Raw genomic sequence first — 23,291 nt, 5'->3', positions numbered from 1 at the left:
ATCATGATTACGCTTCTCATAGACATGGATGGAGTTCTCACCAGGGACAAAGAATTTAACCCCTTTGAGTATGCTCCAGAGTTCATAAGAAATCTCAAAAATAAAGGAATTCCATTTAGAGTAGTATCCAACAACTCTACCCGTTCCCCGAATCTTATAGTCCACAAACTGAGAGTTAAGGGTCTCCCTCTAAACCTTGAAGATTTTGTTTCCCCTGTAGGAATATTGCCAGAGTATCTTAGGAGTAAAGGCATAAGTTCGGTATTCGTTATAGGAACTCGCCTGCTGGCAAGCTTTTTAAAGGATGAAGGATTCAACGTGAGAGAGAGCTACGAGGTTGATGCTGTAGTCGTTGGGCAGGATAAGGAGATAGATTTCTTGAAGTTAAAGATTGCCACATCAGCGGTGTTCCTGAAGAAGGCAAAGATAATACCCGTGAATCTGTCACGGATAGTGAAAGATTCGGACGGGCTGTACTTCCCTGGAGCGGGCTCTGTGGCACAGATGCTCGCCTACGCAACCCAGTACAAGGAGGAGCTTCCAAATCTGGGCAAGCCTTCCAGAGATTTTATAGAGCTTGCTCTAAAAGGACTCCCCAGGGAAGAGGTATACCTTGTAAGTGACGATATATACACAGACCTTATTGGGGCGAAAGAACTCGGTATAAAAACTGTCTTTATGACAACAGGAAAATATAAAGAAGAGGAGCTGGAGAGGGCAAACTTTAAACCAGACTACATATTCCACAGTCTCCGAGAGCTTGAGAATAAAATATTTGAGTGATTAAATGGCTGGCTCTTCTGCTAACGCTTGTTTCTGTATCTCTGGGCGTTGAGATTTTATCCGAGAAACTCTTCACCGATACAGAGGGAAACCTGATAGCGGAAGGTAGCGTTGAAGCCGAGTACAGGGAATACACGATAAAGGCTGAAAGAGTAAAGTACAACCCGAAGAGCAAGGAGGTTTATGCTTACGGCAATGTCCACATAAGGAGAAAAGACGGAACCCTTGAAGTCCTCGGAAAAGAAGCCTACATAGACCTTGAAAAGGAGGTGGGATATTTCCTGGATGCGGAGGGGAAATTTAACAAGTTCTACTTTAATGCAAAGAGGGTAGACAAGATATCCGAGGACATGTACGAGATCCATGAAGGTGAGGTGACAACCTGTCCACCTGATGAAAAGGAGCTGAAGGTTTGCTTCTGGAAGGCAAAGGTCACTAACAGCTATGTCTTCTCCTTCAGCAACTCCCTCAAGTTCTTCAATTTACCAATTCTCTACAGTCCTGTGATCGTTTTCCCCGTGGGGGAGAGAAGGTCCGGTCTTTTACCTCCTATGCTGGGCAGTAATACATACAATAACTTCGTATACATCCAGCCCTTTTACTGGGCTATATCTGAAGACAAGGACGCAACTTTGACTTTAGACTACAGGGACAAACAGGCAAAAGGCTTATCCCTTGAGTACAGACAGGCTTTCACCGTTAAGGACAGGCTGTACTTCAGGCTTTCTTATTACAAAGAACCGGCACCTCCCGCTGAATGGTGGGAGGGCAGGAACCTTAAAACCTTCAGGGAAAACAGGTTCAGGCTTGAGTTTGATACTGGGTTCAGAGGGTGGAAGTTTGGACTTGATATACCCTCAGACCCTTACTTCTTTGAGGACGTTTACTTCGCTCATGAGAGCAGAACCTTGCCGTACACACTCTCCTACATAACCTACAGCAGGCTTGAAAAAGACTATCTCCTCTCATTCAACCTTAGAAACTACTATGATCTGACCTCAGATGACAACAGGGCAACCTTAAACCTTTTGCCTGAGTTCGGTTTTTACTCAAGACCAAAACAGTTCGGTCCCGTGTTCTTGAGCTTAACCAGTACCTTCACAAATTTTCACAGAGAGGAAGGGCTCAGAACGAAAAGGCTGATATTCATCCCTCAAGCGGAGCTTCCTGTAAAACTCTTCAATCTAAATAACTATATGAGTGTTAAATTCGTTAATAATTTTTACTTCACCGAAGGAAGCAACGAGTTCTCTGACGAGAGAGTAAGCTCCTTTCAGTTTGAAAACAGGTTACCCTTTTTCAAAAGCTTTTCCTGGAAGGATATGTCCCTCTCCAATAGCATTGAGTTTGTTTACTCCCTTTCTCCAGAGAACTTCAATAACCCCCAGCTTGACGGTTTTGACCAGGTTACCAAAGAGAACAACCTCAAGCTCAGATATAGCTCAAGCCTGAGTTACGGGGGTAGAACTCTTTCAAGCCTTTTCCTGGAGGGCGGGTACAACTTCCTGAGGTCTTACAGATTCCCAACCGACAGCAAGCTTGTGGAAAAGAGCCTGCTACCCTTCAGATTGATACTCTCCCTTTACCCCACTACCTGGTTAACTCTATCCGAAGACACAACCTATGATGCAAACCTCGGCATCTTTGCGAGCAGCGTGAGTTCTGCCAGCATCAAGGTTTTAAACACAAGCCTAAGTGCAAGCTACGTTATGTCCCAGGATAGCAAAGCGGAGAAACTCACAGACCAATACACCCTGAAAGGTGAAGTGAACTTAGGGAGATTTATATTCGGCGGCTCAATAACGAAAGACAACATAACTAAGCAGGAGCTGTTCAGAAATCTGTACCTGGGATTAAAGGGGGCATGCTGGGTGTTGAAAGCCGACTACAGGAGGAGCTTCTTTGGAAGTGAAAAAGGATACTTACGGGAGGTGTTCCTGGTGTTTACCCTATTCAACATGAAGGACATCAAACTGCCGTTGCGGAGAAGATAAGCTCCTTTAATTTCCTTGTTTGACCTTCCGGGTCTTCCGAAGCGAATATGCCGGAACCCACAACCACAACGTCAGCTCCAGCTCTTACAACGCTTGCTATGTTTTCTTCCTTTATTCCCCCATCTATCTCTATAAGACAATCGGAGTTAAGTCTATCTCTCATATCCCTAAGAAGTACAAGCCTTTCCAAGGAACGCTCTATAAATCTCTGACCGCTGAAGCCGGGGTTCACAGACATCAGGAGTACGTAGTCAGCGTAGTGAAGGGCTTCCTCAATAGCTGAAAGGGATGTTCCGGGATTTATCACCACCCCTGCCTTAGCCCCCAGCTCTCTTATAAAGGAGAGGGTTCTATGTATGTGGGGGACGTTCTCTATGTGAACGCTTACCCAATCAGCCCCAGCCTTTACAAATTCTGGTATGTACCTGTCTGGGTTTTCTATCATGAGGTGGGCATCTATCGGGAGGCTTACCCTCTTTCTTATGTGGGAAAGTATCTCTGGACCCACCGTTATGTTGGGAACGAAGTGCCCGTCCATAACGTCAAAGTGGATCAGATCTGCTCCTCCCCTTATGCAGGCTTCTATCTGCTCTCCTATGTTCCACCAGTCTCCGGCGAGTATTGAAGGTGCAAGAAGTTTTACCATAACAGATAACAATTTTATTTCACTCTGCCTCTTCTTCCACCCTTATAAGAACGGGTTCACCAACAACTACGGGAAGCTCTCTTATCTCCTTGAGAGCACTCTGAACGTCCTGCTCGTAGGCTTTGTGGGTGAGTATGACAAGGGGGACGACCGGCTCTCCTCTTTTTCCTGCCAGCTGGCAAACCATCTCTTTTTGAAGAACAGCCGCTATACTTATGTTGAAGTCTGCAAGGACCCTTGAGATAGCAGCGAGAACGCCAGGCTTATCTGGGACATCAAACCTCAGATAATACCTGCTGAAGAAGTTTCTCCTCACCTTAACAGGCTCACTTTCCCAGTCAACAGGCGTTACCTCCCCTCCATTACCAGATACTATAGCTATACCTGCATCCACTATATCTGAGACAACAGCTGAGGCTGTAGGCAAAGAACCTGCTCCCTGTCCATAGAACATCGTCTTTCCGACGAAATCTCCCTCTATCATCACAGCGTTATAAACGCCTGAGACCTTTGCAAGAGCCTCCTCTGAGTGTATAAAGGTTGGGTGTACCCTTACCTCAGCTTCCCCATCAAACCTTTTGGCTATAGCAAGGAGTTTCAGGGTATACCCAAGCTCCTTACCAAGCTCAACATCCAGTTTCTGTATGTTGCGGATACCCTCAACGTGTACCTCTTCAAAGGGAAAGTACCTACCGAAGGCGAGGGAAGCAAGTATGTTTATCTTATGGGCTGCATCCCATCCGTCTATATCCAGCGAGGGGTCAGCCTCGGCGTAGCCCTTCTCTGAAGCCTCTCTAAGGGCACTTTCAAAGTCAAGGTTCTCTTCAAACATCCTGGTAAGTATATAGTTGGTTGTCCCGTTTAGAATCCCGTATATAGTCTCTATCCTGTTCCCCACAAGACCTTCCCTGAGAGCCTTTATAACAGGTATACCTCCTCCCACGGAGGCTTCAAAACCAACCCTGAGCCCTTTCTCCTGAGCCTTTAGGAAAATTTCCTCTCCGTCCAAGGCAAGGAGGTGTTTATTGGCTGTTACAACATGTCTGCCACTTTCAAGGGCTTCAAGCATCAATTTCTTGGCAAACTCTTTTCCTCCAACAAGTTCAACGACTATATCGCAGGATTCAATGACCTCCCTATAATCGGTCGTTCTCAGCTCCTCTGGAACTTCAAACTCTCTCTTCCTTTCCCAGTTAAGGTCTGCCACTTTCGTAAGCTGGAAATCTATACCTGTTTTCTTCCTGAGGATTTCCCTGTTAGTCAGGAGAAGTTTTACGGTTCCAGTCCCGACCACACCGCAACCGACTATACCGACACTAACCTTCACGGCTTTATATGATAACCCTTTTGTTAAATCCTCGCCGACCGAGTGTATCACCAGTAAGGAATCTCCTCCATCTGGAAGAGGAAGCTAAAAGGTACGGCAAGTCCGCTTATATAAGCTGTTCCGGGCTTTAAAAACGGAAGCAGGTTAAACACGTCATCTTTGGAGCTCTCAAAGAAGGGGGCAACTGCCTCAAGGTCATTTTTTGTTATGAGTTTGAATATTACCTGGGTGTTCAGCTGGGAAAGTATGAACTTGCTTATGTTAGCCGGCCTTTGGGTTATCGCTACCAGACCAAGCCTCAGCTTGCGACCCTCCATAGCTATCCTGCGGGCACTCAAATACGCTAAGTTCTCTCTTCCTGCCTGAACTTCCGCAGTCCCCCTCTCCGGTGCGAAGTTGTGAGCTTCCTCCAGGACGATAAGCCTGTCTGAGGGAGCGGTTTTAGCTTCCTTAAGAATCTCCCTCATTATCAACCCGGCTACGTTTATCCTTGTCTCGGTTATATCAACGTCCCTGTAGTTGTATATAACTATCCTCTCGGGGGCTTTCAAGGATTCGCTCAGGCTTTTGAGCACCTTAGGCTGAAGCTTTACCGACTCCTCGCCGTAAGTTCTCTTCCAGGAATCCAGAATGTCCAAAAGGGAGTCTCTTAAAAACCTGTCCTTAAGATGTAGGGCTGCCTCCTTAATAAGGGTTTCAAGGCTTTTCTCTCTCAGGTCGCTCCTGTCAAGCTCGGATTTGACATGCTTCCTGAGGAAGGACATCAGCTCCTTCTCATCGCTTGAGCGCTCCGAAAGGGATAATCCACTCTCCTTAAGCATCCTTTTAAGGTCATCTCCATCTGCCGGGATCAGAACGTTGGGCAACTGAACGTTCCTTACACTTCCAAGTTCTTTTAACTCCTCATAATACTCACCGTACATATCAAAGAGGTAAACCCTTACCGGTTGTTGGAAGTTCTTCAAGACCTTCTTAACAAAGGTTGTCTTGCCTGAACCTGTAGTCCCTATGACAGCCATATGCATAGATATAACCTTATCCATATCCAAGAAAGCCTTTACCTCCGTGCCCTGAAGCCTACCAAGATAGGTGGGAAACCTCATATCGTAGCCCGAATGATTCTTCAAAAGAATTGCCCGTAGGGATTCCTCTTCTACTTCAAGTTTCTCAACTGGAGAACCGGCTCTCACGGGTTTTATAGGTGTCTTGAATAGGTTCCTTTCCCTCTCGTACTCACCAAGAACCTCAAACTTGGCAACCTGCACCTCCACACCTTCTTGGGACTTAGCGAACAAGGAGGCGACCTTCCAGTCAAGTTCCCTCTCTCCGAAAACCTCCCTTATAAATCCGCTCTCCTTAAGGAAGCTGTCGCCATCAAGTCCTGGAAGAGACAGGTTTAGAGAGCGTATATCAAAAATCCTCGCAAGGAAGAAATTCCCCTTCTCAGTAGGTATCTTCACGTAAGTTTGTTCCTGTATCTCTCTAGTGAGCAAGACCAATCCTTCGCGAGCTGTCTCAAGGCTCAAAACGAAGGCAAGCACCTTAGAAGGGTCGTAAGACTGGAGCTTTATCTCCTCAAAGTTTTCTTCAAGCTCTTTTACCTTTTTGATCTCACTTATATAAACGGCAGCTTCTATGTTCCCTTCCGGTGAGAGTCCAGAATGGGTAACGTTCGCAGAGCCAAGCACCGCTTCCTTACCGTCCACAACAACGAATTTGGCATGTAGCTTAGGATTCAGATATACCTTCCCTCCTATCTCTCTAACTGCTTTAAACACTTGAGCATCGGTTATCTTTAAGTCCTCATAGGAGGAAGCCCTCACTATCACCTCAACTTTGATACCCTCCTTAAGCTGGGAAAGTAGCTCCCTGAATACTTCGCCCTTTATCCAAGCGGAGCATACCTTTACACTCTTGTCCGCCTTTGAGAAAAGCTCCCTCAGTTTATCAAGTATCTCCTCTCCCCTGAGGACATTCATAATTTAAGTTTAATGCTCTTCCAAATTTATCTTCTCGTCAATAACGTAAGGCTTCTCGCCTCTTGATTCATAGTAAGTCCTTATTATCAACTCAGCTATTATACCCGTGGACAGGAGCTGTATGCCTGCAAGTATAAGTAGAACACCGAGTATAAGAAGGGGTCTACCGCCTATATCTTCACCGGTAAAGAGCTTAACAAAGGTAAGATAAAGCTCTATGACCACTCCAACACAGAGAAGCAAGAAACCAAAACCCCCAAATACATAGAGAGGCTTCGTTATGTACTCGTTCAGGAACTTAACCAGGAATATGTCAAGGATAACCCTTACGGTCCTACCTATGCCGTACTTTGACTTTCCGTAAAGTCTTGGGTGGTGCTTTACTGGGATTTCAGTAACTCTCGCACCGAACCTATTGGCGAGAGCCGGTAAAAACCTGTGCATATCCCCATAGAGTCTGAACCTCTTAGCGATATCAGCCCTATAGGCTTTCAGAGTACATCCGTAATCGTGAAGCTCAACACCTGTTACTCTGGAAATTATCCAGTTAGCTATCCTGGAAGGGAGTTTTCTTGAAAGAAAGGGGTCTTTTCTGTCTTTCCTCCAACCGCTTACTATATCATAGCCTTCCTGAAGCTTTTCCAGAAGTTTTGGTATGTCTTCAGGGTCATTCTGGAGGTCCGCGTCCATAGTTATAATGACGTCCCCCTTTGCGTACTCAAATCCGGCGTACATAGCCGCCGTCTGTCCATAATTTCTCCTGAAACGGATAACCTTAACCCTTTTATCCTTATCAGCCAACTCTTTCAATATCTCAGGTGTTCTATCGTAGCTACCGTCGTCAACGAATATAATCTCATACTCTTCATTCAGGGAGTCTAAAACCCCTTTTAGCTTCTCGTAAAGAACAGGCACGTTCTCTTCTTCGTTGTAAGTCGGTATAACTACAGAGATCATATATATTTCCCCTCGCTCTGAAGGATAACCTTCATACAACTTTCCTCTTCCCTGACGTCCTTAACTTTATAGTCTAAAAAGTTTATCTTGTGAAGGGTCTCAAGGGTAACGTCTTTTTCCACGATATACCTAAGGGTATAGGCTCTGTGAGGCAAGGTGTTTATAACACGTTTGTCTCCTCTGTAATACTCAAACAATACCCTGCGCGTACCTTCTGGAAAACTAACCACTCCCCTCTCCTCCGTTGAGGTGAAATCGTAAACCGTCTCCCCTTCAAAAAGTTTGCCAAGGAGCTGGGAAAGGTGTTCCCTCCAAAAGTCTTTCAGCTCCTTGCCTTCATAGGTATCCTTCCAGCTAAGCTCATAAAGGGGTATCGGGTCCCCAGCACCGATAACTCCGAACAGCGGAGAAAATACAAGCCCCTTTTCCTTTATATCTTCCTGAACCCTTAAAGGAAGAGCCCAGAAACTCAACTCTTCCCAGAATTTATTCTTGTACCTTCTGTAAGCGGGCGCAAGGGGTGAAGTCTCAACACCGAAGCTCCTTATGAGAGCCTCTCTGAGAGGGTTCAGCTCCGGGAACCTATTGAGCTCTTTATCCTTCCAGACCTCAAAGAGGTTTCTTTTCATAAGGTCCATTCTGGACTTCTCTCTGCTCCAGGGTAGTAGGTAAAAAGCCATATAAGTATTATAAGGGTAAGCTTATATCCTTATGGTAGAATCTTTCCATGCACAAAAAGAAGAGTCTAAGGGACATTGATGTCCGCGGTAAGAGAGTTCTCGTAAGGGTTGACTTTAACGTACCAATTGATGAGCAAGGGAACATAGTGGACGATACCCGTATAAGGGCTTGCTTACCAACGATTGAGTATCTGATGGACGCAAGGGCAAAGATAATACTGATGTCCCATCTGGACAGGCCAAAGGGAAGAGACCCCCGTTTTTCCCTTGCCCCGGTTGCCAAAAGGCTCTCTCGCTTTCTGGAAAAGGAAGTCCGCATAGCTCCTGACTGTGTGGGTGAAGAGGTAAAGGGAATGGTTGAAACCCTCTCCGAGGGGGAAGTGCTTTTATTGGAGAACCTCAGATTCCATGAGGGTGAGACCAAGGGCGATGAGAATTTTGCAAAAGAGCTGGCAAGCCTTGGAGAAGTTTATGTGAGCGATGCCTTTGGAACCTGTCACAGGAAACATGCCTCTGTTTATCTCGTTCCCAAATTTCTAAAGCCTGCTGTAATGGGATTCCTCCTTGAGAAGGAAATAAATTACTTTGAAAAGGCGATGATAAACCCACAAAGGCCGGTTGTCGCAGTCTTGGGGGGAGCTAAGGTCTCAACAAAGCTTGGGATAATAAAGAACCTTTTAAATAGGGTAGATAAGCTCTTCATCGGCGGAGCTATGGCTTTTACCTTCATAAAGGCTATGGGGTACAGCGTTGGTAACTCGCTTGTTGAAGAGGAGCTCATACCTACGGCTTTAGACATTCTTGAAGAGGCAAAGAAACTTGGTGTAAAGCTTTACCTCCCCGTTGACTTTCTCATAGGTCAGGAGGTTTCTGATAACACCCCTACAAGGGTAGTCCCCTGGCAGGAGATACCGGATGGATGGATGGGGCTTGACATAGGGCATGTATCTCTTGAGCTTCTGTCTGAGATTATCGCAGATGCCCAGACCATAGTGTGGAACGGTCCAATGGGTGTGTTTGAACTGGACAGGTTCAAGAATGGAACCTTTGGAACTGCAAAACTCATAGCCCAATCCTCCGCCCTCACAATAGCGGGTGGAGGTGATACGGACCATGCGATTCACAAAGCGGGTGTTTACAGCGCCATAGACTTTGTCTCCACAGGTGGAGGTGCATTCTTGGAGTTATTGGAGGGCAAGCCCTTACCCTGTCTGGAAGTTCTTGACGACAAAGAGTTACAAGCATGAAGGAGATAGAGGTATTTGTTCAAGCTGCAAAAGAAGCAGCTTTAATTGGTGGGATAGTCCTGAAGGAAAACTTCAGGAAGGTAAAGAATGAAAGCATTGAGGAAAAAGCTGAAAAGGACTTCGTCAGCTACGTGGACAAAACATCGGAGGAGAGGATAAGGGATTACCTTTCAAGGAGATTCACGGAACACAGAATAGTTGGTGAGGAAGAGGGCGGTGATGAAGAGGGAGAGTTTGTGTGGTATATAGACCCCCTTGACGGAACCAAAAACTATATAGCTGGTTTTCCCATATTTGGTGTTTCCGTAGGGCTGACCTACAGGAAAGAACCCATAGCCGGGGCTGTTTACCTACCAGCCTTTAACTCAATGTATTGGGCTGGCAAAGATATGGGAGCCTTTAAAGACGGAAAGACTATAAGGGTGAGCAACACCTCCGACGTTAAGTTCTCCGTGGTTGCCTACGGTTTTCCCTCCCGTGCAAAGAGAGAACTTGATACTTACTGGCTCATATTTAAAGAGGTTTTTGACAAGGTTGCTGCCATGAGAAGACCTGGCGCAGCCGCCGTTGACCTCTGCTTTGTTGCGGAAGGTATATTTGAAGGACTCATTGAGTTTGAGCTCCACCCATGGGACATAACCGCAGGAATTGTTATACTAAAAGAAGCCGGGGGTAATTACAAGATGTTGGAAAAGGGGTTAAAGAGAGACATAATCGCTTCAAACGGGAAGATACAGAATTTTCTTGAGGGGATTGTGAGTAAACACATCAAGGAGGCTTAGCTTGAAGATTCTTGTACCGGTTGACTTTTCAGACATAACCAACGTTGTGCTCAGGGTTGTCAAGAACATAGCCCAGGCTCACAAAGGGGAGGTTGTGCTATTTCATGCTGTATCTCCAGCTATATACATACCCTATCCGGAGAGTTTAACAGTTGACGTCATAGATATAAAGGTGCTACAGGAGATAGAGGAGAAGAAGAGGAGGGAAGCAGAGGAGAAGCTCAGAGGTCTGACCGAATTTTTAAAACCCGTTCCATCTAAGACCTTGGTTGAAGTGGGCGATCCCAGAGACCTAATATTGGAAGCCGAGGAAAGGGAGAACCCAGACCTAGTAATTATAGGAAGTCATAAAAAGGGGCTGGTTGAGAAGATACTTATAGGTTCAACTGCAGAGAAGGTTGTGAAACACTCGGTAAAACCTGTCCTTGTTATAAAGGGGTCCGAACCAACCTTCGGCAAGAAGGTTCTAATAGCTTACGATTTTTCAAAAACCGCAGAGAAAACGGTTGAGTTTGCCCTTAAGTTCTTAAAACCTTTCAAGGTAAGGGTTGAAATTCTTCACATTGAAGAACCCATAGAGCTCCCGATTGTTGAAAAGATTGGAGAAGCTCTGTACGACAGGTACAGAGAAGAAAAGAAAAAGTACCTTGACAAGCTCAAGGAAAGGTTCTCTCTGGAAGGTTTTGACGTATCAGCCAGTTTCCTGAGCGAGAAAGACCCGGCACAGGCGATAGTTGAACACATAAAGGAGGATAGTGATATAGAGCTGCTTGTAATGGGGAGTAGGGGGCTTTCCGGACTGAAGAGGATACTCCTTGGTAGCACCTCAACTGAGGTCTTTAAGAAGGTTGATATACCTATACTAATCTACAAGGAAGGTAGAGAATGAAGAAGATAATTTTAACCTTAGGTGTTATCACAACTTTTTCTTACGCCAATTACTATTACGACTACGTCATGTGCAGGTATCTCTCGGACAAACCGAAGGAAGCCGAGCTGTTCTGCCTTCAGGCTGTTGAGGAGAAACCAACCCCATCCCTTTATATGGACACCATAAGGCTGGAGATGTCTCTAAAGAACACGGATAAAGCTCTGGAGCTGGCGAAGGAATATAAGAAACGCTATCCCAACAACGTGGAACCCTACATAGCCCTGTACAGTATATACAAGCTCCAGGGGGAGAAAGTTAAAGCTCTTGAAATACTTGAGAAAGCCCGCAAGAAGTTCCCTGACAACAGGGAGATCCTAATATTCCTTGCAGACGAGTACATAAAGGCAAAGAAGATGAAAGAGGCAAAGGAGGTACTCCACAGATTCGCAGAGCTGAACCCGGATAACCCCTTCCCCTATTACCTCCTTGGACAGCTTTACCTGAGCGAAGGAAAGGTTGATACAGCCGTGGAGTACTTTCAGAAAGCCTTGGACATAAAAAAGACCTTTGAAGCTGCCTTTGTGACACTTGGAAAGATATATGAGCAGAGCGAAAAGTTCAGCGAGGCTGAGAAGTTGTACAAAAGCATACTCAAGGAAGACCCCGATAACCGCTCGGCTCTGGAAAAGTTAGCTCAGCTATACATGGCAACCGGAAGATTTCAGGAAGCGAAGGAACTGTATGAAAAGCTCAGCGAGATAGACCCTACGAACTATCAGTACAAACACCAGCTCGCGATCACGCTCCTTCAGTCGGGTGAATTTGAGAGGGCAAAGAAGATACTCTCCGAGTTGTATAGTCATCATCCAGAAGACCTCAATGTGGCTTACTCTTACGCCCTGTCTATGGAGCTTACGGGAGAAGCAGAGAAGGCTGTTGATGTATATGAAAAACTTTACAAACTTGTTCCCAACAACCAGAGGATAATTGAGAGGCTTGCGAACGTTTACCTAAACCTAAAGAGATATAGAGAGGCTGAGAAACTTATAGAGGAAGGTTTAAAGCAAAACCCGGCAAATGTAAAGCTTTTGATGCTTAAAGCAAACCTGTATATGGAAAAGAAGGAGTATGAAGAAGCCGTAAAGGTCCTTGACCAGGCGATAGCCATCTTACCAAAGGAATACAGAGCTTACTTCTTAAAGGCGATAGCCATGGACTACCTGGGAAAAATCATAGAAGCTGAAGATAACCTCAGAAAGGCGATAGAGCTCAACCCTGAGGACCCAGACCTTTACAACCACCTGGGGTACTCTCTGCTGCTCTGGTACGGGACTACCAGGATAGAGGAGGCACAGGCACTGATAGAAAGGGCTCTTAAGGCAGAGCCTGAGAACCCAGCTTACATAGACAGTATGGGTTGGGTTTACTACCTGAAAGGGGACTATGAGAAGGCTATTCAGTACCTCCTTGATGCCCTGAGTAAGGCGTACGATGACCCTGTTGTGAACGAACACGTAGGCGACGTTTTATTGAAAATGGGTTACAGGGAACCCGCTTTGGAATACTACAAGTCAGCTCTCAAGCTCCTTGAAGCGGGCAAAGAGGGCGAGAAGGGACAGAGGGAAAGACTAATTGAGAAGCTTAAAAAGCTCGGCGTGAGCTTTTAGGTGTTTTCTCCAGTTATAATAGTCCTATGAAGAGAGACTTTATAGACCTCTGGAACCTAGACCCGGAAGAGGCATGGTACATAGTAAAAAGGGTGAAAAGTGTAAAACAGGGTGACGAAGAGCTAAACAACGTTCTATCAGGGAGGAACATAGCCCTTCTTTTCACAAAACCTTCCACGAGGACACGAGTTTCCTTTGAGGTGGCTATAAACCTTATGGGCGGCAGGCCTCTCTTCCTCCAGGAAGGACATTTGCAGCTCTCCAGGGGCGAGGATGTAAAGGATACAGCCAGAACCTTATCAAGATACGTAGACGGTGTGGTGATAAGGAATAACTCTCACACCTGGCTTGAGGAGTTCGCCAAGTGGTCAAAAGTTCCAGTGATAAACGCCCTCACCGATAAATCCCATCCGTGTCAGCTCTTGAGCGACGTCTTCACCCTTTACGAGAGGTTTGGAGATGGTGTAAAGGACATAAAGATAGCCTACGTTGGGGACGGAAACAACGTATGCAACACGTGGCTTGTGGCTGCAGGACTCTTCGGTCTGAATCTCTTTGTAGCTACACCGGAGGGTTACGGACCTGACAGCTATTACCTGCAGGCGGGTCTTGACCTGTCCAACTTCACCGGGGGAAACGTGTACCTTACTGTAAACCCTCTTGAAGCTGTGAGAGATGCGGATGTTGTTTATACGGACGTGTGGTTCAGTATGGGAGACAGCCGCGACGAAGAGAAGCTGAACACCCTTAAACCTTACCAGGTAAACGAAGAGCTCCTTTCCCATGCAAAGCCGGAAGTCCTTGTTATGCACTGTCTACCTGCCAAAAAGGGTGAGGAGATCACCGAAGAGGTTTTTGAAAAGCACGCCGACTTCATATTCAATCAAGCGGAGAACAGACTCCACACCCAAAAGGTTCTCCTTGAATTCCTCTTTGAAAAATCGTGATTTACTCAACCGTAACGGTCTTCGCAAGGTTTCTGGGCTGGTCCACGTCAAGCCCAAGCTTACTTGCTATATGGTAGGCAAGTAGTTGCAGCGGAACTACGGTGAGGAACGGGGTAAAGTCCTCCTCAATGGGTGGTACACCTATAAATTCATTACAGAGCTTCTCAAGTTTATCGTCCCCTTCAAAACCAACACCTATCACCTTACCCTTTCTGGTCTTGACCTCTTCAATGTTTGCAAGGGTTTTATCGTAAACCCTATCCTGAGGTGCCAAAACCACAACAGGCATCTTCTCATCTATCAGAGCTATGGGTCCGTGCTTCATCTCCCCTGCAGGGTAACCTTCCGCATGTATGTAGGATATCTCCTTTAACTTGAGGGCTCCCTCAAGGGCTATAGGGTAGCTCAGGTATCTACCGAGGTAAAGGAAATCCCTCCTATTCATGTACCTGTCGGCGAGTTTCTCAATAGCTTCAGACTTCTCAAGGGTTCTCTCTATCCTCGCAGGAACCTTAAAGAGTTCCTCCAGGAGTTTGTATCTGTCTGGATGCTCTGTTGAAGCAAGGAAGTAAAGGGCTGCAAGCTGAGCTGTAAAGGTTTTCGTTGCAGCCACCCCTATCTCAGGACCGGCATGGGTGTGCAGTGTATAGTCAGACTCCCTGTCTATTGAACTCCCCACAACGTTCACTATTGATAAAGTTCTGGCGCCTCTTTCCCTGGCAAAGTTTACAGCGAATTTGGTATCTATGGTCTCACCGGACTGGGATACGCCTATTATGAGGTCTTCTTCACCGACCGGGAAATCCCCGTATCTGAACTCCGAGGCATAGACCACTTCGGTAGGTACACCAGCAAGCTTCTCTATCCAGAATTTTCCCACAAGACCGGCATGGTAGGAGGTGCCACAGGCTATAATCAGAATGCGCCTGAAGCTTTTCAGGGAAAATGGTGGCTCTTCACCTGAAGACATAAGACCCCTTATGGTGTCTCCCACAGCCTTAGGCTGTTCATAAATCTCCTTTAACATGAAGTGCTTGAATCCCGACTTTTCTGCCGATATTATGTCCCAGGGGACTATCACTATCTCCTTTGTTACGGGGTTTCCGTTAAAGTCGTATATGTTGACCCCTTCCGGGGTTATATCGGCTATCTCCCCGTCGTTCAATGTGATTATACTCCTTGTGTAGGGTAGTATCGCCGGTATATCAGAGGCGAGGAAGTTTTCCCCTTCACCTATACCAACAACGAGGGGGCTTCCCTGCTTAACCCCCACAACCCTCATCGGTTCATGCACTGTTATCACAGCAAAGGCGAAAGCACCTTTGAGCCTTCCTACGATATCAAGGACAGCCTCCAGCAGGTCTCCCTTATAGGCTCTTGCTATCAGGTGAGCTATAACCTCTGTATCTGTTCCGGAGCGGAACGTAACTCCCTCGCTTTCCAGTTCTCTCTTCAATTCAAGGTAGTTTTCAACTATACCGTTATGAACAACGGCAAACTCATTTTTTGAGTCGGTGTGGGGATGGGCATTCTCCTGAGAAGGCTCTCCATGGGTTGCCCATCTTGTGTGTCCTATTCCAGTCTTACCCCTGTAAGGTTTACCCCAGAGGTTTTTTACCAGCTCCCTTATCTTTCCGACCCTCTTCTCAACTATGAGTTTCCCATCTTCTATCAGAGCTATACCGGCGGAATCGTACCCTCTGTACTCAAGCCTTTCAAGTCCGCCAAGTATAAGTGGGAGAGCCGCTTCCTTACCTGTGTAACCTATAATCCCGCACATGTTTCTATTCTACCCTCCCGACTGGCATTATGTATAGAGGCTCCTCGTCTCTCCTTGTGCCAACTATGCTTTTAAGCTCCTCATCGTAAAAAGCTCCTATTACCACAGTCCCAAGCCCGAGGGAAGTGGCCTGAAGATAAACGTTCTGTCCCGCATGACCAACCTCATTAAACACGTACCTTATCCCTCTCTTACCGTACTTAGCCGTGGTCCTCCCAAATATGGCGAAGAACATCATAAGGAGAGGTGCGTTCAAAACCTGAGCCTGGGAAAGAGAGGCTGTGTATATATCGCGAACGTAATTCCCCATCTTTACATCTATCAGATAATGTCTATGAGGATCGTACCTGTATATGCCTGTTTCAAGACCGTCAATGTAAGTAGCGTGTATGTAAACCTCCAGAGGGTAGAGAGCCCCAGCGGACGGTGCCGTTCTAAAACCGTAAGGGTCTGTTACCCCCTGCGCCGCCCAGAGAAGCTGAGAAACCTCTTCAAGGGACAGAGGTTCTGGGAGGTATTCCCTTACAGACCTTCTTCTCAGCAACGCCTCTTCAAGGGTCAGTCTTCCCCTGTAGGAAGGTTGTGGGAGTTTAAGCCCCATAATTAAAAGATACAACTGGGATAAAATATTTACCATGATTTTTCAAAAAGGCGCGAAGGAGCTCTTGGAGCTCATAGCAAAGGGAGAGATCAAACCCTCCGAAGTGGTTGAATCTTTCTTCAAAAGGTTTGAAGAGACAGAAGATAAGGTCAAAGCTTTCATAACACCTACCTACGAGGAAGCCCTTGAAAGGGCAAAGGAAATTGATGGAAAGAAGCCAGAAGGTAAGCTCTTCGGACTTCCTATAGCTATAAAGGACAACATAGTTATAAAGGGTGGAAGAACCACCTGCGCTTCAAAGATACTGGAAAACTTTGTTTCTCCCTATGACGCAACCGTTGTGGAAAGGCTCAGAAGGGAAGGAGCCCTATTCATAGGCAAGACAAATATGGATGAGTTCGCAATGGGTTCCTCTACCGAGCATTCTGCTTTCTTCCCGACCAGAAATCCATGGGATACGGATAGGGTGCCCGGAGGTTCATCAGGAGGTTCTGCAGCGAGTGTTGCGGTAGGCTCCTCACCCCTATCACTGGGCTCGGATACGGGGGGCTCAATAAGGCAACCTGCGAGCTTCTGCGGCGTGATAGGTATCAAACCGACCTACGGAAGGGTTTCAAGATACGGGCTTGTTGCTTTTGCCTCTTCCTTAGACCAGATCGGGGTGTTTGCTCGCAGAACAGAGGATGTCGCCCTTTTACTTGAAGTTATAAGCGGATATGATGAGAAAGATTCAACCTCCGCAAAGGTTCCTGTCCCGAACTTCCTTGAAGAGTTAAAAAAGGACATAAAGGGGCTGAAGATAGGTCTCCCAAAAGAATTCTTTGAGTTCAATGTTCAGCCAGAGGTAAAGGAGCGCTTTGACAGTTTCATAAAAGAGCTTGAAGGTCTTGGTTGTTCAGTTGAAGAAGTTTCATTGCCCCACGTTAAGTATGCTATACCTGCCTACTACATAATAGCTCCATCAGAAGCCTCCTCAAACTTAGCCAGGTACGATGGGGTTAGGTACGGATACAGGGCGAATGAGTATCAAGACTTACTTGACATGTATTCAAAGACAAGGGATGAAGGGTTTGGAGCTGAAGTGAAGAGAAGGATAATGCTGGGAACCTTTGCCCTTTCCGCCGGATACTACGACGCCTACTATCTGAAAGCTCAAAAAGTGAGAAGGTTGATATACGAAGACTTCATAAGAGCCTTTGAGAGGGTTGACCTTATAGCGAGCCCGACCACCCCCTCTCTACCCTTTAAACTGGGAGAGAGGCTTGATAATCCTATAGAGATGTACCTCTCCGATGTTCTGACAGTCCCTGTAAACCTCGCAGGATTGCCGGGAATTTCAATACCCATAGGCTGGGTAGACAACCTGCCGGTGGGCGGACAACTGATAGGAAAACCCTGGGATGAGACAACCCTTCTGAGAATCTCTTACACCTGGGAACAGGTCTTTAAACACTACGAGAAATTTCCACAGCTATGAGAATCCTATCCCTGGATACCTCCTTCTCCTTCTTTAACTTCTCTGTTATAGAGAACGGAAAAGTAAAGTTTATATATTACCTTGACTCTGAAAGGAAAACGCTGCAGAACCTACCTAAGGCGTTAGAGGGACAGTGCGTAAAGCCAGAGGAGTTTGATGCCTTCGCGGTTTCAGTAGGTGTAGGATACCTCACCTCTCTCAGGATAGGTGTAACCTTTATGAAAACTTTAGCTTACGTTCTCAAGAAACCAATCGTTGCTTACGAGAACCTGCATTTAATTGGTAGGTTTACTCCTGTACCCACACCGAAAATTCCTTATCTGAAGGTCAGCACTAACATCTTTTACAGGGTATTTGACGGAAAGGCTGTCTCCGAAGTAAGGCTGCATAGGGGGGAGAAACTCAAAGGTACAGGGGTATCCCTGAGTATATTCTCTGAAGAGAAGATAGGGGAGAACCAGTTCTATCACCCATTCTTCCCCTTCTCCGCCTATGGAGGCATATATGCCCATGAGCACCTTAGGGAAAAACCGGAGGGTGATGATGTGTTCAGTATAGAACCGGTCTATTTGAAACCGCCAGTTTAAGTTATCTCTTCCTCTTCACCAGGTTCAACGGTTGGGCGGGCTTCACCCGAAGGTGGCTCTCCCTTTGTTAAGAGTAGGGTAAAGCAATAGATATTCAAACCCAGTATAAGTCCCCAAGATAGCATCATAAAGAGGAAAGCATCCCCGTCCATTATTTCAATTGTACCTTATGACCTTTACCCTCTCCAGAGTTATGAGACCACTGTCAACCAGTTTAGAAAGTTCAGGAAGTACCTCGTTTATCTTCTCCTCACAGTCAATAACTTCAATCACTATGGGAAGGTCTGAGGAAAGCTTGAGGAGTCTCTGTTCATGAACTACAGAGGATTTTCCATAACCGAGAATTCCCCTGAACACGGTTACCCCCGCAACTCCCCTCTCCCTACAAAGTTCGGTCATGTACTTGTAAAGCGGCTTGCCCTCGTATCTATCGTTCTCTCCTATGAATATCCTGACAAGTACGGCAGTCTCACACTTCACAACATCCTCCCTATGTTGTAACCCAACAGAGTCATAAACAAGCCTACTCCATTTGTCCCCAAGGTGTACAAGATAAACTTAACCAGCTCACCATCCATCAGGAGGTTGTAGCTTTCATAAGAGAAGGTGGAAAAGGTAGTAAAGCCCCCCAGAAAGCCGGTTATGAAAAGGGCTCTCACCTCAGGGGAGAGGCTCATCCTTTCAACAAAGTAAGCGAAGGCGAAACCTATGAGAAAAGCCCCAAGGAGGTTCACGAGCAGAGTTCCGAGCGGGAAGTCAATACCTGTCCTATCCTGTATCAACTTTGAGAGTATAAACCTGAGCACGGAGCCTATAGCTCCTCCAAGAGCCACAGATATTATTATTCCCACACTTTAACCTCTTCCATACTTATCAGCTTTCCCCTGAGCAGGTGTTTCAGGTCCTCCATAACTTTCAGAGCTTTATCCTCTTGCTCAACAAATTCAATCACTACGGGAAGGTCATAGGACATTGCCTCTATACCCTCATAATGAAATTCTCCTGTTGTTCCGTAACCGAGGATCGCCTTTAGGACGGTAGCTCCTCCCAAACCTTTCCTTCTGAGCTGTTCAACCACCTCACGGTAAACGGGTTTATCTCCGAACTCCTCTCCTTCCTTGAGGAATATCCTGACGAGAACAGCCATGGATTTTTATTTTAAAATTTCCCTATGGTGGAAGACATAGTTCTTGAAGTGAACGGTAAAAAGGTAAGACTGAAAGACTTTCCAATGAGAGCCTTAAAGGGTACAGTTGTCGGTTTTATAAGAAGCCTCAATCTTGAAGAAGAACCAAAGGAGATAAAGATAGAAATAAAGTTGAATGAAAAAGACAGCAGAGGTTCTTGAATTTGAAGTATCACCCCAGCAAGCCGGAGAACGCCTGGACCTTTTTCTTTCCAGGGTTTACCCGGAACTCTCCAGAAGTTACTTGAAGAAACTCATAGAAGAGGGCTTCGTTCTTGTTGGAGGTAAGGAGAGAAAACCTTCCTACAAGATTAAGGAAGGTGACGTTGTTCAGTTACTGCTTCCGGAACCAGAACCTATTGAAGTAAAACCTCAGAATATACCCATTGAGATTTTGTACGAGGACAGCGATATAGCTGTTATAGTTAAACCCTGTGGTCTCGTGGTTCACCCCTCTCCGGGTTACACGAGTGGAACGCTGGTAAACGCCCTCCTATATCACATCAAAGACCTCTCCTCCATAGGAGGTACAGAAAGACCCGGTATCGTCCACAGGCTTGACAAAGAAACTTCCGGTCTTATGGTGGTCGCGAAGAACGACATGTCTCACAGGAAGTTATCCCGTCAGTTTGCCCAGAGAAAAACGGAAAAGCTCTACAGAGCAATGGTAAAGGGCTTGGTAGAACAGGAGCATATGGTCGTAGAGCTCCCAGTAGGGAGGCACCCTATCCATAGAAAGAAGTTTTCAACCTTTTCGCCAGCCTCAAGACCCGCAAAAAGTGAGTTCTGGGTTCTGGAGAGGTTTAAAAAGCTTGACCTTACCCTTCTAAAGGTTAAGATATACACAGGCAGAACCCATCAGATAAGGGTTCATTTATCCTCCCTTGGTTACCCTATACTTGGCGATACCACTTACGGCTTTAAGAGAAGCTCGGTTCCAGAGGAGATAATCAAATTACTGGGTGAGTGCAACATGTTAGTTGCCTACAAACTCGGATTTTATCACCCCACAAGGGAAGAATGGATGGAGTTTGAGATAGAGGACCCTGAACCTTTCAAAAGTGTTTTAGAGAGAGCCAGGGAATTAGAGCGTTCCCTTAGTTGAAGGCACGTCTCCCCCCACAACAGAAACCGCCTCTTTAAGGGTAAGGGCAAAAGACTTGAAAGCCGCCTCCGCTATGTGATGTAAGATCTTTCCATCTATAACCCTCATATGGAGAGTTGACCTGCTCTCCAGGGCAAAACCCTTAAAAAACTCCCATATGAGTTCAAAGTCAAAGTCTGTTATCTTTCCTCTCAGACCTAAATCTTCATAAAAGAATAGACCCCTGCCGGAGAAGTCTATTGCAGACAGAAGAAGCGCCTCATCCATAGGCACGATAGAGTCCCCGAACCTTCTTATCCCCTTCTTATCCCCGAGGGCTTTATCAAAAGCTTGACCTAGGACTATCCCGCAGTCTTCAACCGTATGGTGATAAGAAACGTCAACGTCTCCTTCTGCCTCAACCCTGAGATCAAACCTTCCGTGCTTTGCGAAGCTTTCAAGCATATGGGTTAAAAAACCCACCGGCGTTTTAACCTCGTAAATACCTGTTCCATCAAGATTAACGTAGAGCTTTATCCTTGTTTCTTTCGTTTCCCTTTTTATCTCCGCTTCTCTCATTTTTCAATGGTAGGCGCGAGGGGACTTGAACCCCTGACCTCTGGCGTGTCGGGCCAGCGCTCTCCCGGCTGAGCTACGCGCCTTAATTAGAAATTATCTTCTAATTCCGTACGAGAGTCAAGCTATACTAAATCCATGCTGAACATCAGCATAGCCCAGATAAACCCCACTGTAGGGGATATAGAAGGGAACGTAAGAAAGATAGAAAAGGCGGTTAAGAACTGCGCCAAGAGATCCCACATCGTTGTATTCCCTGAACTGGCGGTGAGCGGATACACTCCGGAAGACCTCTTTTTGAGGCTGGACTTCGTAAGGGAGTGTATGGAAGCTGTCCAGAGCTTAGCCAAAAAAACCAAACAGCTTGATACGGTGATAGTGGTCGGAACTCCCCACTACGAAGGTGAGCTCTACAACAGCCTGTACGTTATATACAGGGGCGAGGTATTAGGTATATATCATAAAGGGAGACTTCCAAATTACAGCGTTTTTGATGAGGTTAGGTACTTCAGGGAAGGTGAAGAGCCTCTTCTTATAAAGGTGAACGGATACAAGGTTGGTTTTTCTATATGTGAAGATATATGGTATCCTGACCACATTGAGAGGCTAACAGTCCTTTCTGGTGCGGAAGTTGTGATAAATATAAACGCCTCCCCTTATCACATAGGCAAGTACACTTTCAGGGAAAGCTTCGTAAAAGCGAGGGCGGAGGACAACATATGCTTCGTCGTATACGCTAACCTTGTAGGTGGACACGATGAGCTTGTGTTTGACGGTAGGAGCATGGTTATTGACCCGCTGGGGAAGGTTATTGGGAGGGCAAAGGCTTTTGAAGAAGACCTATTAACCCTTTCAATTGATGTTGAGAAGGTTAGGAGGAGGAGGCTTCTTGACCTAAGGTGGAGAACTGCGAGCAAAGAGATAGAACCTTTTCCAGTCAGAGCCGAGGTTGAGCTAACCGGAAGACCTTATATTGAACCGAGAATTGAGGAAAACCCGACCGAGGAGGAGGAGATATACAAGGCGCTCGTACTCGGAACTCATGATTACGTAATAAAGACCGGTTTCTCTAAGGCTGTATTGGGTCTTTCTGGAGGTATGGACTCCTCACTTGTAGCTTGCATAGCCACAGATGCCCTTGGAGCTGGAAATGTTATGGGTGTGTTTATGCCTTCAAGGTTCTCCTCTCAGGAGAGCTTTGAGGATGCCAAGACTCTGGCAGACAACCTTGGGATAGAATTCCATACCGTACCCATAGATGGGGTGTACACCTCCTACTACGACGAGCTGGTTCCAGTTTTTGGAGAGCTTGAGTTTGACACTGCAGACGAGAACATTCAGGCGAGGATAAGGGCAAACATACTCTTTTACGTATCCAACAAGTGGGGGTACCTGGTTCTCTCCACCTCCAACAAAAGCGAATCGGCTACAGGGTACACAACTATATACGGAGACATGGCGGGCGGGTTTGCACCTTTAAAGGATGTTTATAAAACTACAATTTATAAGCTTGCACGTTACAGGAACTCCTTGACACCGGTTATACCGGAGAGGGTGTTTGTGAAGCCCCCCTCGGCAGAACTCAGACCAGGGCAAACAGACCAAGATACACTTCCTCCCTATGAACTTCTTGACAGGGTGCTAAAGCTTTATATTGAAGAGAATATGTCCCCGGCAGATATAGTTAGGGCAGGAATTGAGGAGGAAACTGTTTACAAAGTTGTCAATATGGTCAGGAAGGCTGAGTATAAGAGAAAACAGGCACCTATAGGCATAAAGATTACGCCAAGAGCCTTTGGTAAGGACTGGAGGATGCCTATCGTAAATAAGTACAGAAGGTGAGGAGGTAAGTGATGGGCTCAAACTTTGGAGAGGTTGATATAGGAGAGCTAAAGGAGAAGGTTCTTTCTCTCTGTTCTGAGATGAAGCTACCTCTAAGGGAGGTTTACGTGAGCGCAGACTTTCAGGAAGAGGTTTACCAGATAGAGGTTGAGCTCTTTAAAGAGTATGAGACCCTGGAAGACATGATAAGGGAAGAGCTAAGTATTGAAGAGGGGTTAAAAGAAGAATACGGAGATAGGGTTTCCGTAAATATAATAAGCGTTGACGAAGAACAGTAG

Annotated in this window: 25 protein-coding genes and 1 tRNA gene; 13 read left to right on the top strand and 13 right to left on the bottom strand. The window is 46.1% G+C overall.

Features of this window, described 5'->3' with window-relative positions:
• The first annotated feature begins 3 nt into the window (after window positions 1-3).
• Window positions 4-783, top strand: coding sequence for an HAD-IIA family hydrolase (locus BCF55_RS01475; RefSeq protein ID WP_121009099.1), 780 nt, complete (start codon window positions 4-6; stop codon window positions 781-783).
• Entirely contained in the window at window positions 780-2,777 is a 1,998-nt protein-coding gene (locus BCF55_RS01470; RefSeq protein ID WP_121009097.1) for an LPS-assembly protein LptD, read from the top strand. The genes BCF55_RS01475 and BCF55_RS01470 overlap by 4 nt, the downstream gene beginning before the upstream one ends.
• On the opposite strand, the gene rpe is transcribed toward BCF55_RS01470, so the two are convergent.
• From rpe to yaaA, 5 genes are read right to left on the bottom strand one after another with little or no spacing between them, the layout of a single operon-like run.
• Complete coding sequence (gene rpe / locus BCF55_RS01465; protein ID WP_121009095.1) at window positions 2,752-3,423, bottom strand: ribulose-phosphate 3-epimerase; 672 nt, start codon at window positions 3,421-3,423, stop codon at window positions 2,752-2,754. The two genes, BCF55_RS01470 and rpe, sit on opposite strands and share 26 nt — an antisense overlap.
• A gap of 19 nt (window positions 3,424-3,442) precedes the next feature.
• Window positions 3,443-4,750 (bottom strand): homoserine dehydrogenase, encoded by a 1,308-nt coding sequence (locus tag BCF55_RS01460; RefSeq protein ID WP_121013113.1) that lies wholly within the window; start codon window positions 4,748-4,750, stop codon window positions 3,443-3,445.
• Between the two features lie 47 nt (window positions 4,751-4,797).
• Complete coding sequence (locus BCF55_RS01455; protein ID WP_121009093.1) at window positions 4,798-6,729, bottom strand: helicase HerA domain-containing protein; 1,932 nt, start codon at window positions 6,727-6,729, stop codon at window positions 4,798-4,800.
• Between the two features lie 9 nt (window positions 6,730-6,738).
• Entirely contained in the window at window positions 6,739-7,686 is a 948-nt protein-coding gene (locus tag BCF55_RS01450) for a glycosyltransferase family 2 protein (RefSeq protein WP_121009091.1), read from the bottom strand.
• Complete coding sequence (gene yaaA, locus BCF55_RS01445) at window positions 7,683-8,366, bottom strand: peroxide stress protein YaaA (protein ID WP_121009089.1); 684 nt, start codon at window positions 8,364-8,366, stop codon at window positions 7,683-7,685. Before yaaA ends, BCF55_RS01450 begins: the two co-directional genes overlap by 4 nt.
• A gap of 47 nt (window positions 8,367-8,413) precedes the next feature.
• On the opposite strand from yaaA, the gene BCF55_RS01440 reads away from it, so the two are divergent.
• From BCF55_RS01440 to argF, 5 genes are read left to right on the top strand one after another with little or no spacing between them, the layout of a single operon-like run.
• Window positions 8,414-9,613 carry a phosphoglycerate kinase gene (locus BCF55_RS01440; protein ID WP_121009087.1) on the top strand — a complete coding sequence of 400 codons (1,200 nt, stop codon included), beginning with the start codon at window positions 8,414-8,416 and terminating at the stop codon, window positions 9,611-9,613.
• Entirely contained in the window at window positions 9,610-10,395 is a 786-nt protein-coding gene (locus BCF55_RS01435; protein WP_121009085.1) for an inositol monophosphatase family protein, read from the top strand. The genes BCF55_RS01440 and BCF55_RS01435 overlap by 4 nt, the downstream gene beginning before the upstream one ends.
• 1 nt (window position 10,396) lies before the next feature.
• Window positions 10,397-11,284: a universal stress protein gene (locus BCF55_RS01430; protein WP_121009083.1), complete on the top strand. Its 888-nt coding sequence runs from the start codon at window positions 10,397-10,399 to the stop codon at window positions 11,282-11,284.
• Window positions 11,281-12,933, top strand: a complete 1,653-nt coding sequence (locus BCF55_RS01425) for a tetratricopeptide repeat protein (protein WP_121009081.1) — start codon at window positions 11,281-11,283, stop codon at window positions 12,931-12,933. Before BCF55_RS01430 ends, BCF55_RS01425 begins: the two co-directional genes overlap by 4 nt.
• A gap of 26 nt (window positions 12,934-12,959) precedes the next feature.
• Window positions 12,960-13,880: an ornithine carbamoyltransferase gene (gene argF / locus BCF55_RS01420; RefSeq protein ID WP_121009079.1), complete on the top strand. Its 921-nt coding sequence runs from the start codon at window positions 12,960-12,962 to the stop codon at window positions 13,878-13,880.
• Between the two features lies 1 nt (window position 13,881).
• Here the strand turns inward: argF and glmS are convergent, their stop codons facing one another.
• Together glmS and BCF55_RS01410 are read right to left on the bottom strand one after the other, a co-directional pair.
• Window positions 13,882-15,660 (bottom strand): glutamine--fructose-6-phosphate transaminase (isomerizing), encoded by a 1,779-nt coding sequence (gene glmS / locus BCF55_RS01415; RefSeq protein ID WP_121009077.1) that lies wholly within the window; start codon window positions 15,658-15,660, stop codon window positions 13,882-13,884.
• A gap of 4 nt (window positions 15,661-15,664) precedes the next feature.
• Window positions 15,665-16,261 (bottom strand): SagB/ThcOx family dehydrogenase, encoded by a 597-nt coding sequence (locus BCF55_RS01410; RefSeq protein WP_211322877.1) that lies wholly within the window; start codon window positions 16,259-16,261, stop codon window positions 15,665-15,667.
• Window positions 16,262-16,295: 34 nt separating this feature from the next.
• On the opposite strand from BCF55_RS01410, the gene gatA reads away from it, so the two are divergent.
• Both gatA and BCF55_RS01400 read left to right on the top strand, forming a co-directional pair.
• Window positions 16,296-17,738 carry an Asp-tRNA(Asn)/Glu-tRNA(Gln) amidotransferase subunit GatA gene (gatA, locus tag BCF55_RS01405; RefSeq protein WP_121009073.1) on the top strand — a complete coding sequence of 481 codons (1,443 nt, stop codon included), beginning with the start codon at window positions 16,296-16,298 and terminating at the stop codon, window positions 17,736-17,738.
• Window positions 17,735-18,325: a tRNA threonylcarbamoyladenosine biosynthesis protein TsaB gene (locus tag BCF55_RS01400; RefSeq protein ID WP_121009071.1), complete on the top strand. Its 591-nt coding sequence runs from the start codon at window positions 17,735-17,737 to the stop codon at window positions 18,323-18,325. The genes gatA and BCF55_RS01400 overlap by 4 nt, the downstream gene beginning before the upstream one ends.
• Here BCF55_RS01400 and BCF55_RS09655 read toward each other — a convergent pair.
• From BCF55_RS09655 to BCF55_RS01385, 4 genes are read right to left on the bottom strand one after another with little or no spacing between them, the layout of a single operon-like run.
• Window positions 18,322-18,477, bottom strand: coding sequence for a hypothetical protein (locus BCF55_RS09655; RefSeq protein WP_170144721.1), 156 nt, complete (start codon window positions 18,475-18,477; stop codon window positions 18,322-18,324). The two genes, BCF55_RS01400 and BCF55_RS09655, sit on opposite strands and share 4 nt — an antisense overlap.
• Before the next feature lie 4 nt (window positions 18,478-18,481).
• Window positions 18,482-18,805 carry a DUF190 domain-containing protein gene (locus BCF55_RS01395; protein WP_121009069.1) on the bottom strand — a complete coding sequence of 108 codons (324 nt, stop codon included), beginning with the start codon at window positions 18,803-18,805 and terminating at the stop codon, window positions 18,482-18,484.
• Window positions 18,802-19,176, bottom strand: coding sequence for a fluoride efflux transporter CrcB (gene crcB, locus BCF55_RS01390; protein WP_121009067.1), 375 nt, complete (start codon window positions 19,174-19,176; stop codon window positions 18,802-18,804). The genes BCF55_RS01395 and crcB overlap by 4 nt, the downstream gene beginning before the upstream one ends.
• The gene (locus BCF55_RS01385; protein WP_121009065.1) at window positions 19,167-19,472 is read right to left on the bottom strand and encodes a DUF190 domain-containing protein; all 306 of its coding nucleotides are present in this window, start codon (window positions 19,470-19,472) and stop codon (window positions 19,167-19,169) included. The genes crcB and BCF55_RS01385 overlap by 10 nt, the downstream gene beginning before the upstream one ends.
• Window positions 19,473-19,496: 24 nt before the next feature.
• Between BCF55_RS01385 and BCF55_RS09650 the strand changes: the two genes are divergently transcribed.
• A complete protein-coding gene (locus BCF55_RS09650) occupies window positions 19,497-19,673 on the top strand; it encodes a hypothetical protein (RefSeq protein ID WP_170144720.1) in 177 nt (58 codons plus the stop codon).
• Window positions 19,648-20,616: an RluA family pseudouridine synthase gene (locus BCF55_RS01380; RefSeq protein WP_121009063.1), complete on the top strand. Its 969-nt coding sequence runs from the start codon at window positions 19,648-19,650 to the stop codon at window positions 20,614-20,616. Before BCF55_RS09650 ends, BCF55_RS01380 begins: the two co-directional genes overlap by 26 nt.
• On the opposite strand, the gene hisB is transcribed toward BCF55_RS01380, so the two are convergent.
• Window positions 20,596-21,174: an imidazoleglycerol-phosphate dehydratase HisB gene (gene hisB / locus BCF55_RS01375; RefSeq protein ID WP_121009061.1), complete on the bottom strand. Its 579-nt coding sequence runs from the start codon at window positions 21,172-21,174 to the stop codon at window positions 20,596-20,598. The two genes, BCF55_RS01380 and hisB, sit on opposite strands and share 21 nt — an antisense overlap.
• 7 nt (window positions 21,175-21,181) lie before the next feature.
• Window positions 21,182-21,257 (bottom strand) — tRNA-Val (locus BCF55_RS01370).
• A 52-nt stretch (window positions 21,258-21,309) separates the two neighbouring features.
• Here BCF55_RS01370 and BCF55_RS01365 point away from each other — a divergent pair.
• On the top strand, window positions 21,310-23,013 hold the full coding sequence (locus tag BCF55_RS01365) for an NAD+ synthase (protein WP_121009059.1): 1,704 nt from the start codon (window positions 21,310-21,312) through the stop codon (window positions 23,011-23,013).
• An 11-nt stretch (window positions 23,014-23,024) separates the two neighbouring features.
• Window positions 23,025-23,291 (top strand): hypothetical protein, encoded by a 267-nt coding sequence (locus BCF55_RS01360; protein ID WP_121009057.1) that lies wholly within the window; start codon window positions 23,025-23,027, stop codon window positions 23,289-23,291.

Origin of the sequence: Hydrogenivirga caldilitoris (assembly GCF_003664005.1) — a bacterium.
GTDB classification, from domain to species: Bacteria; Aquificota; Aquificia; order Aquificales; family Aquificaceae; genus Hydrogenivirga; species Hydrogenivirga caldilitoris.
Note: the sequence above shows the minus strand (reverse complement) of the source record. Positions and strands in the feature narration are given on the sequence as shown.

Bases quoted from the DNA above. Each gene is read 5' to 3' on its own strand.
- BCF55_RS01475 (WP_121009099.1), top strand. From the start codon at position 4: ATGATTACGCTTCTCATAGACATGGATGGAGTTCTCACCAGGGACAAA.
- rpe (WP_121009095.1), bottom strand. From the start codon at position 3,423: ATGGTAAAACTTCTTGCACCTTCAATACTCGCCGGAGACTGGTGGAAC.
- BCF55_RS01455 (WP_121009093.1), bottom strand. From the start codon at position 6,729: ATGAATGTCCTCAGGGGAGAGGAGATACTTGATAAACTGAGGGAGCTT.
- BCF55_RS01450 (WP_121009091.1), bottom strand. From the start codon at position 7,686: ATGATCTCTGTAGTTATACCGACTTACAACGAAGAAGAGAACGTGCCT.
- yaaA (WP_121009089.1), bottom strand. From the start codon at position 8,366: ATGGCTTTTTACCTACTACCCTGGAGCAGAGAGAAGTCCAGAATGGAC.
- BCF55_RS01440 (WP_121009087.1), top strand. From the start codon at position 8,414: ATGCACAAAAAGAAGAGTCTAAGGGACATTGATGTCCGCGGTAAGAGA.
- BCF55_RS01435 (WP_121009085.1), top strand. From the start codon at position 9,610: ATGAAGGAGATAGAGGTATTTGTTCAAGCTGCAAAAGAAGCAGCTTTA.
- BCF55_RS01425 (WP_121009081.1), top strand. From the start codon at position 11,281: ATGAAGAAGATAATTTTAACCTTAGGTGTTATCACAACTTTTTCTTAC.
- argF (WP_121009079.1), top strand. From the start codon at position 12,960: ATGAAGAGAGACTTTATAGACCTCTGGAACCTAGACCCGGAAGAGGCA.
- glmS (WP_121009077.1), bottom strand. From the start codon at position 15,660: ATGTGCGGGATTATAGGTTACACAGGTAAGGAAGCGGCTCTCCCACTT.
- BCF55_RS01410 (WP_211322877.1), bottom strand. From the start codon at position 16,261: ATGGGGCTTAAACTCCCACAACCTTCCTACAGGGGAAGACTGACCCTT.
- gatA (WP_121009073.1), top strand. From the start codon at position 16,296: ATGATTTTTCAAAAAGGCGCGAAGGAGCTCTTGGAGCTCATAGCAAAG.
- BCF55_RS01400 (WP_121009071.1), top strand. From the start codon at position 17,735: ATGAGAATCCTATCCCTGGATACCTCCTTCTCCTTCTTTAACTTCTCT.
- BCF55_RS09655 (WP_170144721.1), bottom strand. From the start codon at position 18,477: ATGGACGGGGATGCTTTCCTCTTTATGATGCTATCTTGGGGACTTATA.
- BCF55_RS01385 (WP_121009065.1), bottom strand. From the start codon at position 19,472: ATGGCTGTTCTCGTCAGGATATTCCTCAAGGAAGGAGAGGAGTTCGGA.
- BCF55_RS09650 (WP_170144720.1), top strand. From the start codon at position 19,497: ATGGTGGAAGACATAGTTCTTGAAGTGAACGGTAAAAAGGTAAGACTG.
- BCF55_RS01380 (WP_121009063.1), top strand. From the start codon at position 19,648: ATGAAAAAGACAGCAGAGGTTCTTGAATTTGAAGTATCACCCCAGCAA.
- hisB (WP_121009061.1), bottom strand. From the start codon at position 21,174: ATGAGAGAAGCGGAGATAAAAAGGGAAACGAAAGAAACAAGGATAAAG.
- BCF55_RS01365 (WP_121009059.1), top strand. From the start codon at position 21,310: ATGCTGAACATCAGCATAGCCCAGATAAACCCCACTGTAGGGGATATA.
- BCF55_RS01360 (WP_121009057.1), top strand. From the start codon at position 23,025: ATGGGCTCAAACTTTGGAGAGGTTGATATAGGAGAGCTAAAGGAGAAG.